This is a genomic window from Planococcus shenhongbingii, assembly GCF_030413635.1.
In the GTDB taxonomy this organism is placed as follows: domain Bacteria; phylum Bacillota; class Bacilli; order Bacillales_A; family Planococcaceae; genus Planococcus; species Planococcus shenhongbingii.
The window spans coordinates 2,580,067-2,599,669 of the sequence record NZ_CP129235.1 but is presented as its reverse complement, the minus strand read 5'-3'; the positions used below and the strand labels follow the sequence as shown (position 1 = coordinate 2,599,669).

Annotated in this window: 18 protein-coding genes; all 18 read left to right on the top strand. The window is 43.6% G+C overall.

What is annotated here, in order from left to right; all coding sequences use genetic code 11:
• The 18 genes from smc to xerC all read left to right on the top strand — a co-directional run bounded on the left by smc (position 1) and on the right by xerC (position 19,601).
• Entirely contained in the window at positions 1 to 3,549 is a 3,549-nt protein-coding gene (smc, locus tag QWY16_RS12860; RefSeq protein ID WP_300989621.1) for a chromosome segregation protein SMC, read from the top strand.
• A 15-nt stretch (positions 3,550 to 3,564) separates the two neighbouring features.
• Entirely contained in the window at positions 3,565 to 4,581 is a 1,017-nt protein-coding gene (ftsY, locus tag QWY16_RS12855) for a signal recognition particle-docking protein FtsY (RefSeq protein WP_300989620.1), read from the top strand.
• A gap of 68 nt (positions 4,582 to 4,649) precedes the next feature.
• Complete coding sequence (locus QWY16_RS12850; protein WP_300993437.1) at positions 4,650 to 4,973, top strand: putative DNA-binding protein; 324 nt, start codon at positions 4,650 to 4,652, stop codon at positions 4,971 to 4,973.
• Between the two features lie 12 nt (positions 4,974 to 4,985).
• Positions 4,986 to 6,341: a signal recognition particle protein gene (ffh, locus tag QWY16_RS12845; RefSeq protein WP_300989619.1), complete on the top strand. Its 1,356-nt coding sequence runs from the start codon at positions 4,986 to 4,988 to the stop codon at positions 6,339 to 6,341.
• Positions 6,342 to 6,611: 270 nt separating this feature from the next.
• Positions 6,612 to 6,884 carry a 30S ribosomal protein S16 gene (rpsP, locus tag QWY16_RS12840; RefSeq protein WP_300989618.1) on the top strand — a complete coding sequence of 91 codons (273 nt, stop codon included), beginning with the start codon at positions 6,612 to 6,614 and terminating at the stop codon, positions 6,882 to 6,884.
• A gap of 12 nt (positions 6,885 to 6,896) precedes the next feature.
• Complete coding sequence (locus QWY16_RS12835) at positions 6,897 to 7,130, top strand: KH domain-containing protein (RefSeq protein ID WP_300989617.1); 234 nt, start codon at positions 6,897 to 6,899, stop codon at positions 7,128 to 7,130.
• 426 nt (positions 7,131 to 7,556) lie between these two features.
• A complete protein-coding gene (gene rimM, locus QWY16_RS12830) occupies positions 7,557 to 8,075 on the top strand; it encodes a ribosome maturation factor RimM (RefSeq protein ID WP_300989616.1) in 519 nt (172 codons plus the stop codon).
• The gene (trmD, locus tag QWY16_RS12825) at positions 8,072 to 8,800 is read left to right on the top strand and encodes a tRNA (guanosine(37)-N1)-methyltransferase TrmD (RefSeq protein WP_300989615.1); all 729 of its coding nucleotides are present in this window, start codon (positions 8,072 to 8,074) and stop codon (positions 8,798 to 8,800) included. Before rimM ends, trmD begins: the two co-directional genes overlap by 4 nt.
• A gap of 133 nt (positions 8,801 to 8,933) precedes the next feature.
• Positions 8,934 to 9,278, top strand: a complete 345-nt coding sequence (gene rplS, locus QWY16_RS12820; RefSeq protein ID WP_300989614.1) for a 50S ribosomal protein L19 — start codon at positions 8,934 to 8,936, stop codon at positions 9,276 to 9,278.
• Between the two features lie 375 nt (positions 9,279 to 9,653).
• The gene (gene lepB / locus QWY16_RS12815) at positions 9,654 to 10,211 is read left to right on the top strand and encodes a signal peptidase I (RefSeq protein WP_300989613.1); all 558 of its coding nucleotides are present in this window, start codon (positions 9,654 to 9,656) and stop codon (positions 10,209 to 10,211) included.
• 11 nt (positions 10,212 to 10,222) lie between these two features.
• Positions 10,223 to 11,086 (top strand): ribosome biogenesis GTPase YlqF, encoded by an 864-nt coding sequence (ylqF, locus tag QWY16_RS12810; protein ID WP_300989612.1) that lies wholly within the window; start codon positions 10,223 to 10,225, stop codon positions 11,084 to 11,086.
• A gap of 78 nt (positions 11,087 to 11,164) precedes the next feature.
• On the top strand, positions 11,165 to 11,941 hold the full coding sequence (rnhB, locus tag QWY16_RS12805) for a ribonuclease HII (protein ID WP_300989611.1): 777 nt from the start codon (positions 11,165 to 11,167) through the stop codon (positions 11,939 to 11,941).
• Between the two features lie 136 nt (positions 11,942 to 12,077).
• Complete coding sequence (gene sucC, locus QWY16_RS12800) at positions 12,078 to 13,238, top strand: ADP-forming succinate--CoA ligase subunit beta (protein ID WP_300989610.1); 1,161 nt, start codon at positions 12,078 to 12,080, stop codon at positions 13,236 to 13,238.
• 18 nt (positions 13,239 to 13,256) lie between these two features.
• Positions 13,257 to 14,159, top strand: coding sequence for a succinate--CoA ligase subunit alpha (sucD, locus tag QWY16_RS12795; protein ID WP_300989609.1), 903 nt, complete (start codon positions 13,257 to 13,259; stop codon positions 14,157 to 14,159).
• Between the two features lie 79 nt (positions 14,160 to 14,238).
• On the top strand, positions 14,239 to 15,132 hold the full coding sequence (gene dprA / locus QWY16_RS12790) for a DNA-processing protein DprA (protein WP_300989608.1): 894 nt from the start codon (positions 14,239 to 14,241) through the stop codon (positions 15,130 to 15,132).
• Between the two features lie 105 nt (positions 15,133 to 15,237).
• Complete coding sequence (gene topA, locus QWY16_RS12785) at positions 15,238 to 17,307, top strand: type I DNA topoisomerase (RefSeq protein ID WP_300989607.1); 2,070 nt, start codon at positions 15,238 to 15,240, stop codon at positions 17,305 to 17,307.
• 19 nt (positions 17,308 to 17,326) lie between these two features.
• On the top strand, positions 17,327 to 18,637 hold the full coding sequence (gene trmFO, locus QWY16_RS12780; protein ID WP_436837188.1) for an FADH(2)-oxidizing methylenetetrahydrofolate--tRNA-(uracil(54)-C(5))-methyltransferase TrmFO: 1,311 nt from the start codon (positions 17,327 to 17,329) through the stop codon (positions 18,635 to 18,637).
• 70 nt (positions 18,638 to 18,707) lie between these two features.
• A complete protein-coding gene (gene xerC, locus QWY16_RS12775) occupies positions 18,708 to 19,601 on the top strand; it encodes a tyrosine recombinase XerC (RefSeq protein WP_300989605.1) in 894 nt (297 codons plus the stop codon).
• The last annotated feature ends 2 nt before the right edge of the window (positions 19,602 to 19,603 follow it).

Below are 19,603 nucleotides of genomic sequence, written 5' to 3'. Positions count from 1 at the left end.
ATGTTTTTGAAAAGATTAGAAGTCATGGGATTTAAGTCATTTGCTGATCGCATCGGCATTGACTTTGTGCCGGGGGTAACAGCTGTAGTCGGACCAAACGGAAGCGGCAAAAGCAACATCACGGATGCCATCCGCTGGGTACTCGGGGAGCAGTCAGCGAAATCACTGCGTGGAGCAAAAATGGAAGATGTCATTTTTTCCGGCAGCGATTCCAGAAAACCGCTGAATTTTGCGGAAGTAACTTTAATTTTAGACAATACAGATGGACGGGTCCCTCTCGATTACAGCGAAATCAGCGTAACGAGGAGGGTTTTTCGAAGTGGTGAAAGTGCTTATTTATTAAATAAGCAAAATTGCCGCTTAAAAGACATCACCGACCTGTTCATGGATTCGGGTCTTGGAAAAGAAGCATTTTCCATTATTTCGCAAGGCCGTGTAGATGAAATATTAAACAGCAAAGCAGACGAGCGGCGTTCGATTTTTGAAGAAGCTGCTGGTGTATTGAAATACAAACAGCGCAAGAAAAAAGCTGAAGTGAAATTGAATGAAACAGATGAAAACTTAAACCGGGTGCTGGATATTCTGCATGAACTGGATGGCCGTATGGAACCGCTTCAAATCCAGGCGTCTGCAGCCCGCGATTATATAGATATGAATGAACAGCTAAAGGATGCCGACATCGCATTATTAGCATTTGACCTTACACAATTGGAGCAAGAACTTGCTGGATTGTCTTCAGAAACACGGGCGCACGGAGAAAAGGAAAGCCAGCTTGCAGCTGAAATTGAAAACAAAGAAAAGGCGGTAAGTGCCATCCGTTCCGCGCTCTCTAAACTGGACAGCCAAATCGAGAAATCCCAAAACAATTTAGTAGAAGCCAGCAGTGAAAGCGAAAAATGGGAAGGCCGCAAATTATTAATGTCGGAGAAAAAGAATAACGCCACCCGGCAGGCGCAGCAGCTGCAGGAAGCACTGAAAGCTGAAAAAGCGGAAAATGATGATCTTCAAAAAAAGCATACCGAACAACTGGCATTGCTGGAAGAGCAAAAAGCCGAACAACTATCCATCCGCCAAACCATCAAACTTCTTGAAGAACAGTTAAACCGGACTCCAGCAGATATCGACAACGATATAGAATCCCATAAATCGACTTATATTGATTTGATGAATGAACAGGCTACAGTCAAAAATGAGTTGAAAAATATCGACTTGCAAGAACAGCAATTATCCGAATCCACAAGCCGGATTGCAGTCCAGCAAGCAGATTTTACGTCTGAGATTACTAAACTGGAACAGGAAAAAGCAGCAGCCGAGAAGAAAATGGTGGAAATAAAAAAACTGCTTGAAGATAAGCGCACACAATATAAAGAAACAGAAACGGATTTCCGTGACAGGAAAGAGGCATTTGAGAAAAAACAATCGATGCTTTTCCAAGCCTACCAATCGCAGAAACAATTAAGCTCCCGCATTGAAACCTTGCAGGAATTGGAAGCTGATTTTTCGGGATTTTTCCAAGGGGTGCGTGAAGTCCTGGTAGCGCGTCAAAAAGGTCAGCTCGATGGAATTGTCGGTGCAGTGGCTGAAATTGTCCAAGTAGACCAGGATTATGCAAAAGCCATTGAAACGGCCTTGGGCGCTTCCAGCCAGCATATTGTTACGGAGACAGAACAGCATGCGCGCGAAGCGATTGAATTTTTACGTAAAAAACGCGCGGGGCGTTCGACATTTTTGCCAATGACTGTGATGAAGTCAAGAAAGATTCCGGCACAAACCATCGCCTCTATCGAAAACCATCCATCTTTTGTAAAAATGGCTTTTGAGCTAGTTGGCTATGATGCTGAATATGGAATGATCATTGAAAATCTGTTGGGCAATGTCATCGTAGCTTCTGACTTAAAAGGTGCATCTGCTTTATCCAAAATGACAATGAACCGGTACCGGGTTGTTACTTTAGAAGGGGATGTAGTCAATGCTGGCGGCTCGATGACAGGAGGAGCGAGTAAATCCCAAGCTTCTTTCTTCACACGGAAAGCCGAACTGGAACAGCTGATTGTACAATCAAGAGAACTTGCTGAAACGATTGTGCATGCTGAAAAAACGGTGAGAAAAGAGCAAGCCGAAGTGCATGCCACTGAACAGCGAGTGAACAATCTGCGTTCAGAAGGTGAGAAATACCGTGATTTGGAATCAGAACGTGCCATGACTTTGAGAGAAATAGAAGCGGTATTGAAAACGACCAAAGATCGGTTCCAGCTTTTCCAAGCCGAACGAAAAAATAGGGACTTTGATTTGTCTTCTGTCGTCTTGAGAAAAGAATCGGCGGCAACAAGGCTAGAAGAGATTGGCGGAGAACTTACCGCCATTTCCAGACAAATCGATGATTTGACTCAATTTAAACAACAAAACGAGTCTGCCCGTGATTTGGTTCTTGCCAAGCTGGCCGACCACAAATCCCAAATGGCCGTAATGAAAGAAAGAGTGGCGCAATTGATCCGCAGCGAATCGGAGCTTCTCGAACGGAAGCTGAAAAGTGACCGGAAATTAGAAGAGAATCAAAAAGAGCTTGAATGGATTCAGTCAGAAGAAGCCACAAAAGTTTACTCTGATGACGAAATTCTTCAAGAAATTTTCACATGGACTGAGAAAAAACAGACAGCGCAACAAAACATCCAGAAACTGAGAGAAGAGCGTAGCAGCAAACAAGATGAAATGAACGCATTAGAAGAACAACTGAAGGAAATGCAGCGTATTTATAAAGGTTACGTAGAGGCAATCCGCATTTGTGAAGTGAAATCTACACGAATTGAAGTGCAGATTCAAAGCTTCCTTGTCCAGCTCGAAAGCAACTACCATATGACATTGGAAAAAGCAAAAGAGTATGAATTGGCTGAGGAAGAAATTGCAGTACGCAAAAAAGTGAAACTGCTGAAACAGTCGATTGAAGAATTAGGGCCTGTAAACATAGGGGCGATCGAAGAATTTGAACATGTTTCGGAACGCCACAGCTTCTTGGCAGAACAGCGCAATGACTTGAACGAAGCGAAAGAAACATTGCGGACCGTCATCCGGGAAATGGATGAAGAAATGACGAGCCGCTTTGATGACACGTTCCATGCCATTCGCATCCAATTTCAACGGGCTTTCAAGGAGTTGTTCGGGGGCGGGGCAGCCGATCTTGTGTTGACAACCCCTGAAGATTTATTGCTGACAGGCATTGAAATCATCGCCCAGCCGCCCGGCAAGAAATTGCAAAATCTAAGTTTGCTGTCTGGCGGAGAACGCGCTCTTACAGCGATTGCTTTATTATTTGCGATTTTGAAGGTCCGTCCGGTGCCGTTCTGTGTGCTCGATGAAGTAGAAGCTGCACTCGATGAGTCGAATGTTGTTCGTTACAGCCAGTACTTGAAAAGATTCAGTGAGGATACACAATTCATCGTCATAACGCATCGCAAAGGCACAATGGAAGGCGCCGATGTACTGTATGGAATCACGATGCAGGAATCCGGGATTTCAAAACTCGTTTCTGTTAAACTGCAGGAAGAAATATAAAAAAGGAGTGGTCACGTGAGTTTCTTTAAAAAGTTGAAAGATAAATTTGCAGGAAACGCGGAGGCTGAAGAGTCAACCGAGAAATATAAAGAAGGTTTAACCAAAACGCGTACCGGCTTTACTTCAAAAATTAATGATTTAGTAGCAAAATACCGGAAAGTAGATGAAGATTTCTTTGAAGAACTGGAAGAAATCCTGCTTCAAGCGGATGTTGGTTTTGAAACGGTTATGGAATTGATGGATCAGCTGCGTTACGAGGTCCAGCGGCAAAATGTCAAAGATACTTCTTCTGTCCAATCTGTTATATCTGAAAAACTGGTAGAGATTTATCAAGCCGGTGAAGAAGAAATCAATGAATTGAAATTTTCGGATGAGTTGACTGTTATTTTGTTTGTCGGCGTAAACGGTGTGGGTAAAACAACGACTATCGCTAAATTGGCGCACCGGTTGAAAAACGAAGGAAAGTCAGTTTTATTGGCTGCCGGAGATACTTTCCGTGCAGGAGCCATCGAACAATTGGATATTTGGGGCCAGCGTGTCGGCGTGGATGTCATCAAGCAAAGCGAAGGATCCGACCCAGCAGCGGTCATGTATGATGCAGTGCGTGCAGCGAAGTCACGTGGAGTAGATGTGCTGATTTGTGATACAGCTGGCAGGCTGCAAAACAAAGTCAATCTGATGAACGAACTGGAGAAAGTATATCGTGTCATTTCTCGGGAAATTCCTGGAGCGCCGCATGAAGTGCTGCTGGCTCTTGATGCGACCACAGGTCAGAATGCTTTGGTACAAGCACAGATGTTTAAAGAAGCGACAGATGTGACGGGAATTGTATTAACCAAATTGGACGGCACCGCAAAAGGCGGAATCGTTTTGGCGATCCGAAGCAAATTGAATATTCCGGTGAAGTTTGTCGGGCTTGGTGAGCAAATGGACGATTTGCAGCCGTTTGATCCTCAGAAATATGTCTATGGATTATTTGCAGAAGGACTGGATATGGAAGAAGAAATGGAAAACGCAGAAGCAGACAAGTAAAATTACTTGACGCTTCCATGCGTTTTCAGTATCCTAATCAGGAGAGTCAGTGGGGGTGAACAGCGATGATGGGGTTAGAAAAAACAACACGCATGAACTATTTGTTTGATTTCTATCAGGAATTGCTGACGCCTAAACAGCGCAGTTACATGATGCTGTATTATTTAGATGATCATTCCTTAGGTGAAATTGCTGAAGAATATAATATTACACGCCAAGCGGTCTATGATAATATCCGCCGCACGGAAGCTATGCTCGAAGAATACGAAGCAAAACTGCAGCTTTTTGAGAAATTTCAAAAACGGCAGCAATTGGTTTCATCGTTTGAAAAACAGCCTTTCACAGAAGAGCGGGTACGAGAATTGATCAAACAGCTGAAAGAATGGGATTAGGAGGCGGAAACTATGGCATTTGAAGGATTATCCGAACGCCTGCAAGGGACCATCCAAAAGATTAAAGGCAAAGGTAAAGTGTCCGAAGCAGACGTCAAAGAGATGATGCGTGAAGTCCGCTTTGCTTTAATCGAAGCGGATGTCAATTTAAAAGTAGTAAAAGAATTTGTTAAAAAAGTAAGTGAGCGCGCAATCGGCCAAGATGTTATGCAAAGCTTGACGCCAGGCCAGCAAGTCGTGAAAATTGTTAAAGATGAACTGACGTCATTAATGGGCGGCGAACAAAGCAAAATAGAATTTTCTACAAAACAGCCGACCGTCATTATGATGGTCGGCTTACAGGGTGCAGGTAAAACGACCACTACCGGGAAACTGGCAAGCTTGCTGCGCAAAAAACACAACCGCAAGCCGCTAATGGTAGCAGCGGACGTTTACCGTCCGGCCGCCATTCAGCAGCTTGAAACAATCGGCAAGCAATTGTCCCTTCCGGTATTTTCGAAAGGAACAGATATTTCCCCTGTGGAAATAGCGCGCCAGGCAATTGAATATGCAAGGCAGGAACATATGGATACGGTTCTGATTGATACGGCCGGGCGTCTGCACGTCGATGAAAATCTCATGCAGGAACTGAAAGACATTCGCGCATTAAAAGAACCGGATGAAATTTTCCTGGTAGTTGATGCGATGACAGGGCAGGATGCAGTCAACGTGGCTCAAAGCTTCAATGAAGCGCTGGGCATCACAGGCGTCGTTTTAACGAAGCTTGATGGAGACACACGAGGCGGTGCTGCACTTTCAATCCGTTCAGTGACTGACAAGCCGATTAAATTTGTCGGGATGGGCGAAAAAATGGATGCGCTGGAAGCTTTCTACCCAGAACGCATGGCTTCCCGAATTCTCGGCATGGGCGATATGCTGTCATTGATTGAAAAGGCGCAGTCGAATGTCGATGAAGAAAAAGCAAAAGAACTGGAAGAGAAGTTCAGAACTTCTTCTTTCACGTTTGACGATTTCCTGGATCAACTGACTCAAGTGAAACAGATGGGACCGCTCGATGAAATTTTAAAAATGCTCCCAGGAGCGAATAAAATCAAAGGTCTTGAAAATGCGAAAGTCGATGAAAGCCAGATGGGCCGAGTAGAAGCGATTATTCGTTCAATGACAAAACAAGAGAAAATCACTCCTGAAATCATTAACGCAAATCGCCGCAAACGCATTGCTAAAGGATCTGGCACAACGATCCAAGACGTCAACCGTCTCTTGAAGCAATTCGAAGACATGAAGAAAATGATGAAACAAATGTCCGGCATGAACCAAAAAGGAAAAAAGAAAATGTCGATGCCAGGACTGGACTCACTTTTTAAATAAGCTTTATGAGGGACAATATCAATTGTTCGTTAATTAAAGATACAAAGTAGAACAGGGGAGACGAATAATGCTTATGCATGTCTTCTTTTCAAAGATACAGGGACAGGCACACAATGTCCCTTACCTTTGTAGCTGTTTTACAAAGTAAAAATCATACTTTTAGTACAGTTTTCAATAAAATTTAAGGTGTTAAGAAAAAATACTTTACAAACTATTTAAAGCTTGCTAATATAATATCTTGTGTGAAACTATTCGGAGGTGCTTTAAGAAATGGCAGTAAAAATTCGTTTGAAACGTATGGGAGCAAAAAAATCTCCTTTTTACCGTATCGTAGTAGCTGACTCACGTGCTCCACGTGACGGCCGTCAAATCCAAACAGTAGGTACTTACAACCCGCTAACAGTTCCAGCTGAAGTTAAAATCGACGAAGAATTAGCGTTGAAATGGCTTCATGATGGTGCAAAACCATCTGACACTGTTCGCAACTTGTTTTCTAAAAATGGCATTATGGAGAAATTCCATAACGAAAAATCAAGCAAGTAAGGGAGTTTTCTTATGAAGCAGCTGATTGAAACCATTGTGAAACCGCTGGTTGATCATCCGGATGATGTTAAAGTCGAAATCGACGAAAATGCAAGCCGTATTGTCTACAAGCTTTCCGTGCATTCAGAAGATACAGGGAAAGTGATCGGGAAACAAGGGCGCGTGGCGAAAGCCATCCGTTCCATCGTGTATTCAGCAGCAAGCAATTATCATAAGAAAAAGACTTACGTAGATATTGTGGATTAACAAAAAGGAAGGAGCCCAGGTTCCTTCCTTTTTTGTCAGATTAAATGGAAATGCAAATGAAATCTATATAAGACGAATCAAAAAATGATTCTTTACCATGCCGCTTCGGTCGCTTTGGGCAGGGCTTCCGCCATGAGCCGAGAAAAACACTCGTCTCATAGCTCCGTCTAGCCCGTGGACGCGCCTACGCTGGATAAGTTTTCTATAAAAGTGATGATCATTGAGATGGTTTTTGATGGTTGCTCACTTAGATATGGAGCCAAACAGCTGAGAAAACCGTACTGACTCTGTTTCTGCATCTCTGTGCGCTTCGTCGCAAAGACTTAGTCTCGTAGGCCTCAGCCAATGTCTTGGCTGCGGAATATCCACAGATGAAGATTATTTCAATTTATTTAGTTTAAACAGAAAGTGGAAGGGTGTTTTTGAGTGGAATGGTTTAATGTTGGAAAAATCGTTAATACTCACGGAATCCGAGGAGAGGTCCGGGTTTTATCGCGTACTGATTTTCCTGAAGAACGGTTTGCGGTCGGCATGAAACTCGGCCTTTTTAAACCCGATGCGAAAAAGCCGATCATGGTGAAAATCGCCAGCCATCGCCAGCATAAAAATTTTGAATTGCTGACGTTTGAAGGCTATCCAAATATCAATGATGTAGTGGAATTCAAAGATTCTTATTTGCGCATTGCGGAGCATGATTTAACGGAATTGGAAGACCATGCCTATTATCATCATGAAATTTTGGGCTGTACTGTTTTCTCGACGGAAGGTCAGGAAATTGGCATCGTTACTGAAATTTTAGAAACTGGTGCTAATGATGTCTGGGAAGTCACTCCGAAATCGGGGAAAAAGCATTACATTCCTTATATTGAAGATGTGGTTAAAGAAATTGATGTAGATGAGAAGAAAGTCGTCATTGATGTACTGGAAGGTTTGTTGAACGAATGAATATAAATGTCTTGTCTTTATTTCCGACGATGTTCGAGGGAATCTTCAATCAATCCATTATGAAAAAGGCACAAGAAAAAAATGCGGTCACCCTGGGTGTTACGGATATCCGGCAGTTTGCCGATAACAAACGCCAAGTGGATGATTATCCATTTGGCGGAGGAGCCGGCATGGTGCTGAAACCGGAACCGATTTTCAATGCTGTAGAATCGCTTTCTCAGAGCAAGAAATCCCGGATTATCCTGATGTGTCCGCAAGGCGAACGCTTTACCCAGAAAAAAGCGGAAGAGCTTGCTCAGGAAGAGGAATTGATTTTCATTTGCGGCCATTACGAAGGGTATGATGAACGGATCCGGGAGCATTTGGTGACAGACGAAATTTCAATCGGAGATTTTGTGTTGACTGGCGGTGAACTGGCGGCGATGACGGTTATCGATAGTGTCGTCAGGCTGCTTCCAGGCGTACTAGGCAATGCCGACTCCCCGGTCCAAGACTCTTTCTCGACCGGCTTGTTAGAACACCCTCACTACACCCGTCCCGCGGATTTCAGAGGCTGGACAGTTCCGGCCGTCCTGACTTCCGGGAATCATGCCAAAGTCGATCAATGGCGGGAAGAGCAAGCGTTGAAACGCACATTGGACCGCAGACCGGATTTGCTTGAAGAGCTTCAGTTGACTGCAGAGCAGCAGAAGATTTTGAATGGATTGAAAAAACAAAAACGATAATCAGAATGACTCTTGCGAAACGGATTGTTTAGTGGTACTATGGAGTCTGTACTTTTATGTGAAGTACAGGATCACGGTGTTCCGCTGCAACAGCCTTTGTGTGCAAGAGCATCTGTAGAAGGAGAGAAAAAACATGCAAAACATTATTGCAGACATTACTAAAGAACAACTACGTTCAGATCACCCAGATTTCCGTCCGGGAGACACTGTTCGTGTACACGTGAAAGTTGTCGAGGGAACTCGCGAACGTATTCAGGTATACGAAGGAGTAGTAATTGGTCGCCGTGGAGGCGGAATCAGTGAATCATTCACTGTCCGTAAAATCTCTTATGGTGTTGGTGTTGAGCGTACATTCCCTGTACACACACCAAAAATTGCACAACTTGATGTTGTCCGTCGCGGTAAAGTACGTCGTGCGAAATTGTACTACTTGCGCAACCTACGCGGTAAAGCAGCACGCATCAAAGAAATTCGATAAGATTGCACTGATGAAAGAGGGCGGAATCCGCCCTCTTTCTTTTTGCTTTGCCTTCGATAAATTTAATGGGTTGTAATCCCATCAAGTTTTGAAAAAATTTCATGTTAAGAGGATTATCCAGATCAGAGGAGACTGGGCATTTTTGTTACGTTGGTATGTTAGGAAAGGGTATTGGCTGCCTTACTGACAAGTTTGGATCTGTTCAATTGTTTCAGTGACTTAAAAAGAGGGAAAAGAGCTGCTGATGTAATAGAATCCGGGAAATATTTATGCCCGTTAGCGCTTGTCACAACTAGCTTAGGCACTTTCGCTTTTCTTTGCTAAAAGTGGACAATCCTTGTACAATTAAACCAGAAAGTTTAGGGAGGAACACGCATGGAACCTGAAGTGAAGAAAAAAAATGAAGTATGGGAATGGTCTAAAGCTTTATTAATTGCGTTTGGGCTTGCTGCAATAATACGATTTTTCTTTTTCACACCGATTGTTGTAGACGGAGAATCCATGATGCCGACTTTAGAGCACGGAGACCGGATGATCGTCAACAAAATTGGCTATACTGTCGGAGATCCTGAGCGATTTGATATTATCGTTTTTCATGCTCCTGAAGAAAAGGATTATATTAAGCGAGTAATAGGGCTGCCTGGCGATCACGTCGCCTATGAAGATGATCAGCTTTATATAAACGGTGAAGCGGTAGAAGAGCCTTATTTGGATTCTTATAAAGAAGGAATTACCGGTACATTAACTGAAGATTTTACATTAGAGGATATCACCAATAAAAGCACGATTCCGGAAGGGTATGTTTTTGTAATGGGTGATAACCGGAGAGCAAGCAAAGACAGCCGCCATATTGGCATCGTGCCAATGGAAGAAGTCATCGGCAGCACAAATTTTGTGTTCTGGCCGATGGCTGAAGCGGGAGTCGTTAACTAAGGAGTGTTTTTATGACGATACAATGGTTTCCAGGGCATATGGCAAAAGCAAGAAGAGAAGTTACGGAAAAACTGAAATTGGTGGATATCATCTTCGAACTTGTAGATGCCCGGTTACCTTTATCTTCACGAAATCCTATGATTGATCAAGTGATTCAGCAAAAACCACGTTTGATTATTTTAAACAAAATGGATATGGCAGATGAAGTTGAAACCAAAAAGTGGATTCGTTATTTTGAGGATCAAGGAACCCGCGCAGTTGCAATCAATTCCCTTGAAGGTAGAGGGCTGCAATTAGTGACCAAAACATCAAAAGAAATTTTAGCTGAAAAATGGGACCGGATGATTTCCAAAGGAATCAAGCCCCGAGCGATGCGTGCCATGATTGTTGGCATACCGAATGTCGGGAAATCTACGCTGATCAATCGGCTGTCCAAGAAAAGTCTGGCAAAAACTGGCAATATGCCCGGTGTAACAAAAGCCCAGCAGTGGATCAAAGTCGGCAAAGAAATTGAATTGTTGGATACGCCAGGTATTCTTTGGCCGAAATTTGAAGATCCTGAAACCGGTTTAAAGCTGGCCGTAACAGGAGCGATAAAAGATTCGGTCATCCAGATGGAGGAACTGGCAATTTATGCACTGAAATTTCTTGAAGAGCGGTATCCGGAACGCTTGAAAGAGCGCTATGGCATCGATGGCGTAGATGAAGAAATTGTCCATACGTTTGACCACATTGCAAAAAAGCGGAGTTTCATTTCACCAGGTGGAGAAGTGGATTATGAAATGACTGCTGAAGCCATCGTCCGTGATATCCGCAATCAATATCTTGGCCGTATTACGTTCGACTACCGCGATGAAATGATTGTTGAGGAATAATGTGCGATCAAAAGGGCTGGCTCAAGCAATTGAGTCCGGCTCTTTTTTTACATACAAAAAACAGAAAGAGCTGATGGCATGAAAACAATTGGAGAAGTGAAAGAAAGATTGGCAGAGGCTGTCGAATGGGAGCCTTGGATGGATGAACTCCAACAAGATTCAAGAAAAAATGTACAGGCTGCGCTCTCGGGCTGGCAGCGAAAAAAAAGCCGGCGCGAAAAACTGGTTTTAGCGCACAGCCAAAAAATAGATTTTGATGAAACCTTTAAAAAGAATAAAGGCGATTTGGTCTGTGGAATCGATGAAGCAGGCAGGGGTCCACTTGCCGGTCCGGTAGTCACTGCAGCTGTCATCCTGCCTGAAGACTGTTCAGCCCTCCTTGGCTTGGACGATTCGAAAAAACTGCCAAAAGCGAAACGTGAATATTTTGCCTTACTGATTAAAGATATGGCTGTCAGCTATGCCGTGCATATTCAGCCCCCTGAAGAAATTGATGCACTGAATATTTATCAAGCGACTAAAATGTCAATGACAAAAGCGGCATTGCAATTAAATCCGAAACCCGATATTGTTCTGGCAGATGCGATGAAACTGGACGTTGGAAGACAAAGCGAATCGATCATTAAAGGGGATGCCAAAAGCTTGAGCATTGCCGCAGCTTCTATTCTGGCAAAGACAAGCCGTGATGCAATCATGGAAGCTTATGCAGCAGAGTATCCGGTTTACGGTTTCGATAGACATGCTGGATACGGCACAAAAGAGCATGTAGCCGCTTTGCAGAAATTCGGCCCCTGCCCCATCCACCGGAAAACGTTTGAACCCGTAAAGTCATTGCTGCAAGAGAAATTATTTTAAAAATGTCCGGCCCGAGACGATTGAAAACTCGGATTTTTTTGCAGTACAGCCAACAACTGTGGACTTTTGAAGGCATCTTTAATACAATGATAAAGGCACTACATAAAGATACAGATGTTTGATTGGAGGATGACAGATGAATATCCATGAATATCAGGGGAAACAAATCCTTAAACAATATGGAGTAGCAGTTCCTGAAGGCCATGTAGCTTTTTCTCCGGAAGAAGCAGTGAAAGCGGCTAAAGAACTAGGTACTGATGTTGTTGTGGTAAAAGCCCAAATCCACGCAGGTGGCCGCGGGAAAGCAGGCGGAGTCAAGCTTGCTAAAAACTTGGACGAAGTGCGCACAATTGCCAAAGAATTACTTGGTAAAGTACTTGTGACACATCAGACAGGTCCTGAAGGAAAAGAAGTTAAACGCTTGTATATTGAAGCGGGAAGCGACATCCAGAAGGAATATTACTTAGGATTGGTGCTTGACCGCGAAACTTCTCGTGTAACTCTTATGGGTTCAGAAGAAGGCGGAATGGACATCGAGGAAGTAGCAGCAAACAATCCGGAGCGTCTTTTCTATGAAGAAATCGACCCGGTTGTCGGATTGACTGGCTTCCAGGCACGTCGTATGGCATATAACATGAACATCCCGACTAAACTTGTCAACAAAGCAGCGAAATTGATGCTGGGCCTTTATCAGGCTTATGTTGATACGGATGCAGCTATCGTCGAAATCAACCCGCTAGTAGTGACTGGAGACGGCCAAGTAGTAGCATTGGATGCGAAATTCAACTTCGATGCAAACGCTCTTTACCGCCATCAGAACATCATGGAAATGCGCGATTATGATGAAGAAGATCCTAAAGAAATCGAAGCTTCAAAATATGACTTGAGCTATATTTCCCTAGACGGAAATATCGGCTGTATGGTTAACGGTGCCGGCCTAGCTATGGCAACAATGGATACGATCAACTATTACGGCGGAACACCCGCTAACTTCCTTGACGTTGGGGGCGGTGCCACTGCTGAGAAAGTAACGGAAGCTTTCAAAATCATTCTTTCTGACAAGAATGTAAAAGGAATATTCGTTAACATTTTCGGCGGTATCATGAAGTGTGACATCATCGCGGAAGGCGTTATCCAAGCAGCGAAAGAAGTAAGCTTGAATGTGCCTTTAGTCGTCCGTCTTGAAGGAACAAACGTTGAATTAGGCAAAAAATTGCTGAACGAATCAGGTCTTGATATCAACTCTGCTGACACAATGGCAGAAGGCGCTCAAAAGATCGTAGAACTTGTAGGCTAAAGAAGGGCAGGGACAAAGATGAGTGTATTCATTAACAAAGACACAAAAGTTATTGTACAGGGAATTACAGGGTCAACTGCCCTTTTCCATACAAAACAGATGCTTGAATATGGAACAAAAATCGTTGCTGGGGTAACACCGGGCAAGGGTGGCACTGAAGTTGAAGGCGTACCGGTTTTCAACACAGTGGAAGATGCTGTCAAAGCTACCGGCGCTAATGTTTCAGTAATTTATGTACCAGCTCCTTTTGCGGCTGATGCAATTCTTGAAGCGGTTGATGCTGAACTTGATATGACGATCTGCATCACTGAACACATTCCTGTATTGGATATGGTTAAAGTGAAGCGTTATATGGAAGGCAAAAAAACGCGTTTGGTCGGACCAAACTGTCCGGGTGTCATCACTCCTGACGAATGTAAAATCGGAATCATGCCTGGCTATATCCATAAAAAAGGTCATGTCGGCGTTATTTCCCGTTCTGGGACGTTGACATACGAAGCGACTCTTCAACTTTCAGTTGCAGGAATCGGCCAATCGACAACTGTTGGAATCGGCGGAGATCCTGTGAACGGAACAAACTTCATCGATGCTCTTGAAGCATTCAACGAAGACGAAGATACGTATGCGGTTATTATGATCGGTGAAATCGGCGGAACAGCAGAAGAAGAAGCTGCTGCGTGGGTCAAAGCGAACATGACAAAACCGGTTGTCGGCTTTATCGGCGGCCAAACTGCTCCAGAAGGAAAACGTATGGGCCATGCCGGTGCGATCATTTCTGGCGGTAAAGGAACAGCTGCAGACAAGATTAAAGCGATGAACGAAGCTGGAATCGAAGTTGCAGAAACTCCTTCAGTAATCGGCGAGACTTTAATCCGAGTAATCAGAGAAAAAGGCTTGTACGACCAGTGTAAAACACATTAATATGAGAGTAAGGCGCATCTTGCTGGTGCGTCTTATTTTTATTTGATTGAAGGAGGAATTTGATTGAAGGAGGAATTTGATGACAGAAGATTTTTGGCAGCGGCTGTTAGCTTTGCATTATGTCTACCCAAAACCGTTGAACCGGTTAAATCGGTTAATGATCGATGATCCGGAGCTGGAGAAGCTCTACAGAAGAAAGCCGTTTGAAATAGCTGCTCTAATGGAAATTTCACTCGCGCAGGCAAATCAATTGAAAACTGCATACGCAGAAGCTTTAACCATTCCTTTTAAAGATTTATACGAGAAACACAAGATAACCCCCATATCTTTTCACCATCCCAATTACCCCGTAAGTTTGCTGGATTTGATTGATCCACCGGCGATACTTTATGCAAAAGGCAGGATTGAACTGCTGCTATCCCCCGAAAAAATAGCAGTCATCGGCTCTCGGAACGCCTCCCATTATTCCCAAAAAGCCATCAATGCCATACTGCCGCCTTTAGTTGAACAACAATGTCTTATCGTCAGCGGCCTTGCTAAAGGTGCAGATGCCATGGCGCATGCCACAGCAATTGAACTCGGTGGCCAAACGATTGCAGTGACAGGAAGCGGCTTTTTGCACCCATACCCAAAAGAGAATGCGGGGCTGCATAGTATAATAGAAGAAAAATATTTATCGATCACCGAATATCCGCCATATATGCAGCCGAAACGATGGAATTTCCCTATGAGAAATCGGATTATCAGTGGTTTGTCGCAAGGGATCCTGGTTACAGAAGCTAAAGCGAAAAGCGGAACGTTAAGCACTGTGGAACATGCTTTGGACCACGGAAAAGATATTTTCGCTGTTCCTGGAGATATTTTTTCAGCCTTGTCTGAAGGGCCGCACAAATTAATTTTGGAAGGGGCTAAGCCGGTATGGAAAGGCAGTCAAATCCTTGAAGAATATCGGCTTTTAAGGGCTGAAAAATAATGGCTATAAATGAAAAGCCTTGCATTCCTTCAAAAACTGTTATACATTTTGCAACAGGTAATTCTTTTATATAATTTTAAGAAACCTCTATGAGGAGGAATATTCATGTCGGATTATTTGGTTATTGTTGAATCGCCTGCAAAAGCGAAAACAATTGAACGGTATTTAGGGAAAAAGTATAAAGTCCGCGCATCTCTCGGGCATTTACGCGATCTGCCCCGCAGCACAATGGGAGTAGACGTTGAAAATAATTACGAACCCCGCTATATTACGATCAGAGGCAAAGGCCCAATATTACAAGATCTTAAAAAAGAAGCGAAAAAAGCGAAAAAAGTCTTTCTCGCAGCTGACCCGGATCGAGAAGGAGAAGCCATTGCCTGGCATTTAGCCAATGCTCTAGGTGTTGACCAAAGCACGGAATGCAGAGTCGTCTTCAACGAGATTACAAAAGACGCCATCAAAGAATCATTTAAACATCCTCGGAAAATTGACATGGATTTAGTGGATGCGCAGCAAGCGCGGCGAATACTCGACCGCCTTGTCGGTTATAGCATCAGCCCTTTGCTTTGGAAAAAAGTGAAAAAAGGGTTATCAGCAGGACGGGTTCAATCTGTTGCCCTTCGTTTGATCATTGACCGTGAAAATGAAATCAAAAATTTCGAACCGGAAGAATACTGGTCCATCACAGGCGAGTTTGAAAAAGCAAAAAAGAAATTTGAAGCTCAATTTTATGGAAGCACCAAAGAAAAGATGAAATTGCAAAACGAAGACGATGTTAAAGCTGTGATGGCATCGATGAAAGGCAAAGACTTTTCAGTTAATCGCGTTGTGAAAAAAGAAAGAAAGAGAAATCCTTCCCCTTCTTTTACAACTTCATCCCTCCAGCAGGAAGCTGCCCGCAAATTAAATTTCCGAGCGAAAAAGACAATGATGCTTGCCCAACAATTATATGAAGGTATACAAGTTGGAAAAGAAGGCATAACAGGATTGATTACGTATATGCGTACGGATTCAACCCGTATTTCAGAAACTGCCAAAAAAGATGCACTCGATTTTATTGTCGAGCAGTACGGTGAGGAATATGTAACGAAGTCAGCGGCTGCCAAACAATCAGCCAAATCGCAGGATGCTCACGAAGCGGTACGTCCTACCAGCGTTTTGCGGACGCCAGAATCAATGAAAAGCATCTTATCGCGTGACTTGTACCGGCTGTATAAATTGATTTGGGATCGTTTCGTAGCGAGCCAAATGTCTCCTGCAGTTTTGGATACAGTAATGGCGGAGTTGCAGAACGGGGATGCAGTATTCCGTGCAAACGGTTCTCAAGTAAAGTTCCCTGGTTTCATGAAGCTTTATATTGAAGGAACAGATGACCAGACAGAAGACAAAGATAATATTTTGCCTGAAATGGCGGAAGGTGATACGGTTAAAGCTGTTGCGATTGAACCAAAACAGCATTTCACACAGCCTCCTCCGCGCTTTACAGAGGCCCGTTTAGTCCGAGCACTGGAAGAATTGGGAATCGGCCGTCCGTCTACTTATGCACCGACTTTGGACACCATCCAAAAGCGTGGTTATGTGTCATTGGATGCCAAGCGTTTTATACCGACAGAGCTGGGAGAAATTGTCCATCAGCTGGTCCTTGAATTTTTCCCGGATATCATAAACATTGAATTCACGGCGAAAATGGAAAATGACTTGGACAGTGTTGAAGAAGGCGAAATAGAATGGAGAGCCATTATACACACTTTCTTCAAAGATTTTGAAAAACACGTTGAAGTAGCAGAAAACGAAATGGAAAAAGTGCAGATCAAAGATGAGCCTGCCGGAGAAGATTGTGAATTATGCGGTTCTGCGATGGTATTTAAATTAGGCCGATACGGCAAATTCATGGCATGCAGCAATTTTCCGGATTGCCGAAACACTAAAGCTATCGTGAAACATATCGGCGTAACTTGCCCAACTTGCAAGGAAGGCGAAATTGTTGAGCGAAAAAGCAAAAAGCGCCGCATTTTTTACGGCTGTGAACGCTACCCGGAATGTGATTTTGTATCGTGGGACAAACCGATTGAACGTCCATGTCCAAAATGCAGCCAGTTGCTTGTAGAAAAGAAAGTAAAAAAAGGTGTGCAAATCAATTGCACAAGCTGTGATTACAAAGAAGAAGTTCAATAATTAATAGAGGTGTTTTATGATGACGAAATATGTGAATATAATTGGAGCTGGCTTGGCAGGAAGTGAAGCGGCTTGGCAAGTAGCGAAGCGCGGAATCAATGTACGGTTATATGAAATGCGGCCTGTTAAACAAACTCCGGCTCACCATACCGACAAATTCGCTGAACTGGTCTGCAGCAATTCACTGCGTGCCAATTCCTTAACCAATGCGGTTGGGGTTATAAAAGAAGAGATGCGGCAATTGGAGTCGGTGATTATCGACTCTGCCGACCGTTCATCTGTTCCGGCAGGAGGCGCGCTCGCGGTAGACCGCCACGAATTTGCAGGACTGGTAACAGAGAAAGTGCGGAACCATCCGCTTGTTGAAGTCATCAACGAAGAAGTAACAGAAATCCCGGAAGGCATCACGATCATCGCCACCGGCCCTTTGACTTCACCGGCGCTAGCTGAAAAAATCCGCCAAATGACTGGTGAAGAGTATCTATACTTTTATGATGCGGCTGCGCCGATTGTGGAAAAAGACAGCATTGACATGGAAAAAGTTTATCTGAAATCCCGTTACGATAAAGGCGAAGCGGCTTACTTGAACTGTCCGATGACAGAAGAAGAATTTAACCGTTTCCGTACCGCTCTTGTCGAAGCGGAAGTAGTGCCATTAAAAGAATTCGAAAAAGAAATTTACTTTGAAGGCTGTATGCCAATCGAAGTCATGGCGGCAAGAGGCGAAAAAACTTTGACATTCGGACCGATGAAACCGGTAGGGCTTGAAGATCCGAAAACAGGCAAACGGCCATATGCAGTTGTCCAGCTGCGCCAAGACGATGCAGCTGGAACACTTTATAATATTGTCGGCTTCCAGACACATTTAAAATGGGGTCCTCAAAAAGAAGTGCTGAAACTGATTCCAGGACTTGAGAACGTGGAAATTGTCCGCTATGGTGTAATGCATCGCAATACATTCATAAACTCACCGCGTGTTTTGAAACCGACATACCAGCTGAAAGCGAATCCGAATATCTTCTTTGCCGGACAAATGACTGGTGTTGAAGGTTACGTAGAGTCTGCCGGAAGCGGCCTTCTGGCAGGCATTAACGCAGCGAAACTGGCATTAGGCGAAGCACAGATTGTCCTGCCGGCTGAAACAGCACTTGGCAGCATGGCACGCTACATTACAGAAGCAGACAGCAAGAACTTCCAGCCGATGAATGTCAATTTTGGTTTGTTCCCTGATTTAGGTGAGCGTATCAAATCAAAACAGGAACGGGCTGAAAGACATGCGGAACGAGCTCTCGAGGCAATTCGAAATTATATGAATACAGCGACGGTTTAATTGATAAAAGCCTCTAAATGTTGTTATAATTTAGAGGCTTTTGTATTTGTAAAAAAAGGTGGGTGCATGGATGAAGAAAGAAGAAATGCTCAAATCTTTTATGACTTACATTCAACTCGAAAAGAATTACTCTGAACACACCGTCCACCATTACGAAAAAGATTTGGAGGATTTTTTTCTGTTTTTGGAAAAAGAGAAGGTGCCGGAGATACAGGATGTAGAATATTTGCATGCGAGAAATTATGTGACGGAATTATATGATGCTCAATTGTCGCGCACAACCATATCCAGAAAAATTTCAGCGATTCGCTCTTTTTTTAAATACGGCAACCGGGAATACGGGTTGAGTGAAGCGGCTTTCCGTTCGCTTTACCATCCCAAAAAAGAAGAACGGCTTCCGCAATTTTTTTACGAAGAAGAAATGGAAGTGTTATTTGCCTCAGTGAAAGGTGAAGATAATTTATCGATCCGAAATACTGCTCTGCTAGAGTTGCTATATGCTACAGGAATGCGGGTCAGCGAATGTGTATCAATACGGATGCAGGATTTGGACCGGCAAATTCAAATTGTGAAAGTCATGGGAAAGGGACGGAAAGAACGGTATATTCCATATGGCCAGTTTGCACATGATGCTTTGGAACATTATATCGATGAAGTTCGTCCAAGGTTAATGAAGAAGCAAGAACATATGGGATTGTTCGTCAATAGCCGCGGAGAGCCGCTGACTGATAGAGGCATTCGGCATATATTGAGCGAATGTATGAAAAAAGCATCTGTTAATTCGTCAATTTATCCCCATATGATCCGTCATACGTTTGCAACCCATTTATTGAACAATGGAGCTGATATGCGGACTGTGCAAGAGCTGCTGGGGCATTCGCACTTGAGGTCTACGCAAGTGTATACGCATGTAACAAAAGAGCATTTGAAAAAAACTTATTTGAATTCACATCCACGAGCTTAGAG

Excerpts from the sequence above, each read along its gene's own strand:
- smc (WP_300989621.1), top strand. The coding sequence starts at position 1 with ATGTTTTTGAAAAGATTAGAAGTCATGGGATTTAAGTCATTTGCTGAT.
- QWY16_RS12850 (WP_300993437.1), top strand. The coding sequence starts at position 4,650 with ATGGGGTTAGAAAAAACAACACGCATGAACTATTTGTTTGATTTCTAT.
- ffh (WP_300989619.1), top strand. The coding sequence starts at position 4,986 with ATGGCATTTGAAGGATTATCCGAACGCCTGCAAGGGACCATCCAAAAG.
- rpsP (WP_300989618.1), top strand. The coding sequence starts at position 6,612 with ATGGCAGTAAAAATTCGTTTGAAACGTATGGGAGCAAAAAAATCTCCT.
- QWY16_RS12835 (WP_300989617.1), top strand. The coding sequence starts at position 6,897 with ATGAAGCAGCTGATTGAAACCATTGTGAAACCGCTGGTTGATCATCCG.
- trmD (WP_300989615.1), top strand. The coding sequence starts at position 8,072 with ATGAATATAAATGTCTTGTCTTTATTTCCGACGATGTTCGAGGGAATC.
- rplS (WP_300989614.1), top strand. The coding sequence starts at position 8,934 with ATGCAAAACATTATTGCAGACATTACTAAAGAACAACTACGTTCAGAT.
- lepB (WP_300989613.1), top strand. The coding sequence starts at position 9,654 with ATGGAACCTGAAGTGAAGAAAAAAAATGAAGTATGGGAATGGTCTAAA.
- ylqF (WP_300989612.1), top strand. The coding sequence starts at position 10,223 with ATGACGATACAATGGTTTCCAGGGCATATGGCAAAAGCAAGAAGAGAA.
- rnhB (WP_300989611.1), top strand. The coding sequence starts at position 11,165 with ATGAAAACAATTGGAGAAGTGAAAGAAAGATTGGCAGAGGCTGTCGAA.
- sucC (WP_300989610.1), top strand. The coding sequence starts at position 12,078 with ATGAATATCCATGAATATCAGGGGAAACAAATCCTTAAACAATATGGA.
- sucD (WP_300989609.1), top strand. The coding sequence starts at position 13,257 with ATGAGTGTATTCATTAACAAAGACACAAAAGTTATTGTACAGGGAATT.
- dprA (WP_300989608.1), top strand. The coding sequence starts at position 14,239 with ATGACAGAAGATTTTTGGCAGCGGCTGTTAGCTTTGCATTATGTCTAC.
- topA (WP_300989607.1), top strand. The coding sequence starts at position 15,238 with ATGTCGGATTATTTGGTTATTGTTGAATCGCCTGCAAAAGCGAAAACA.
- trmFO (WP_436837188.1), top strand. The coding sequence starts at position 17,327 with ATGACGAAATATGTGAATATAATTGGAGCTGGCTTGGCAGGAAGTGAA.
- xerC (WP_300989605.1), top strand. The coding sequence starts at position 18,708 with ATGAAGAAAGAAGAAATGCTCAAATCTTTTATGACTTACATTCAACTC.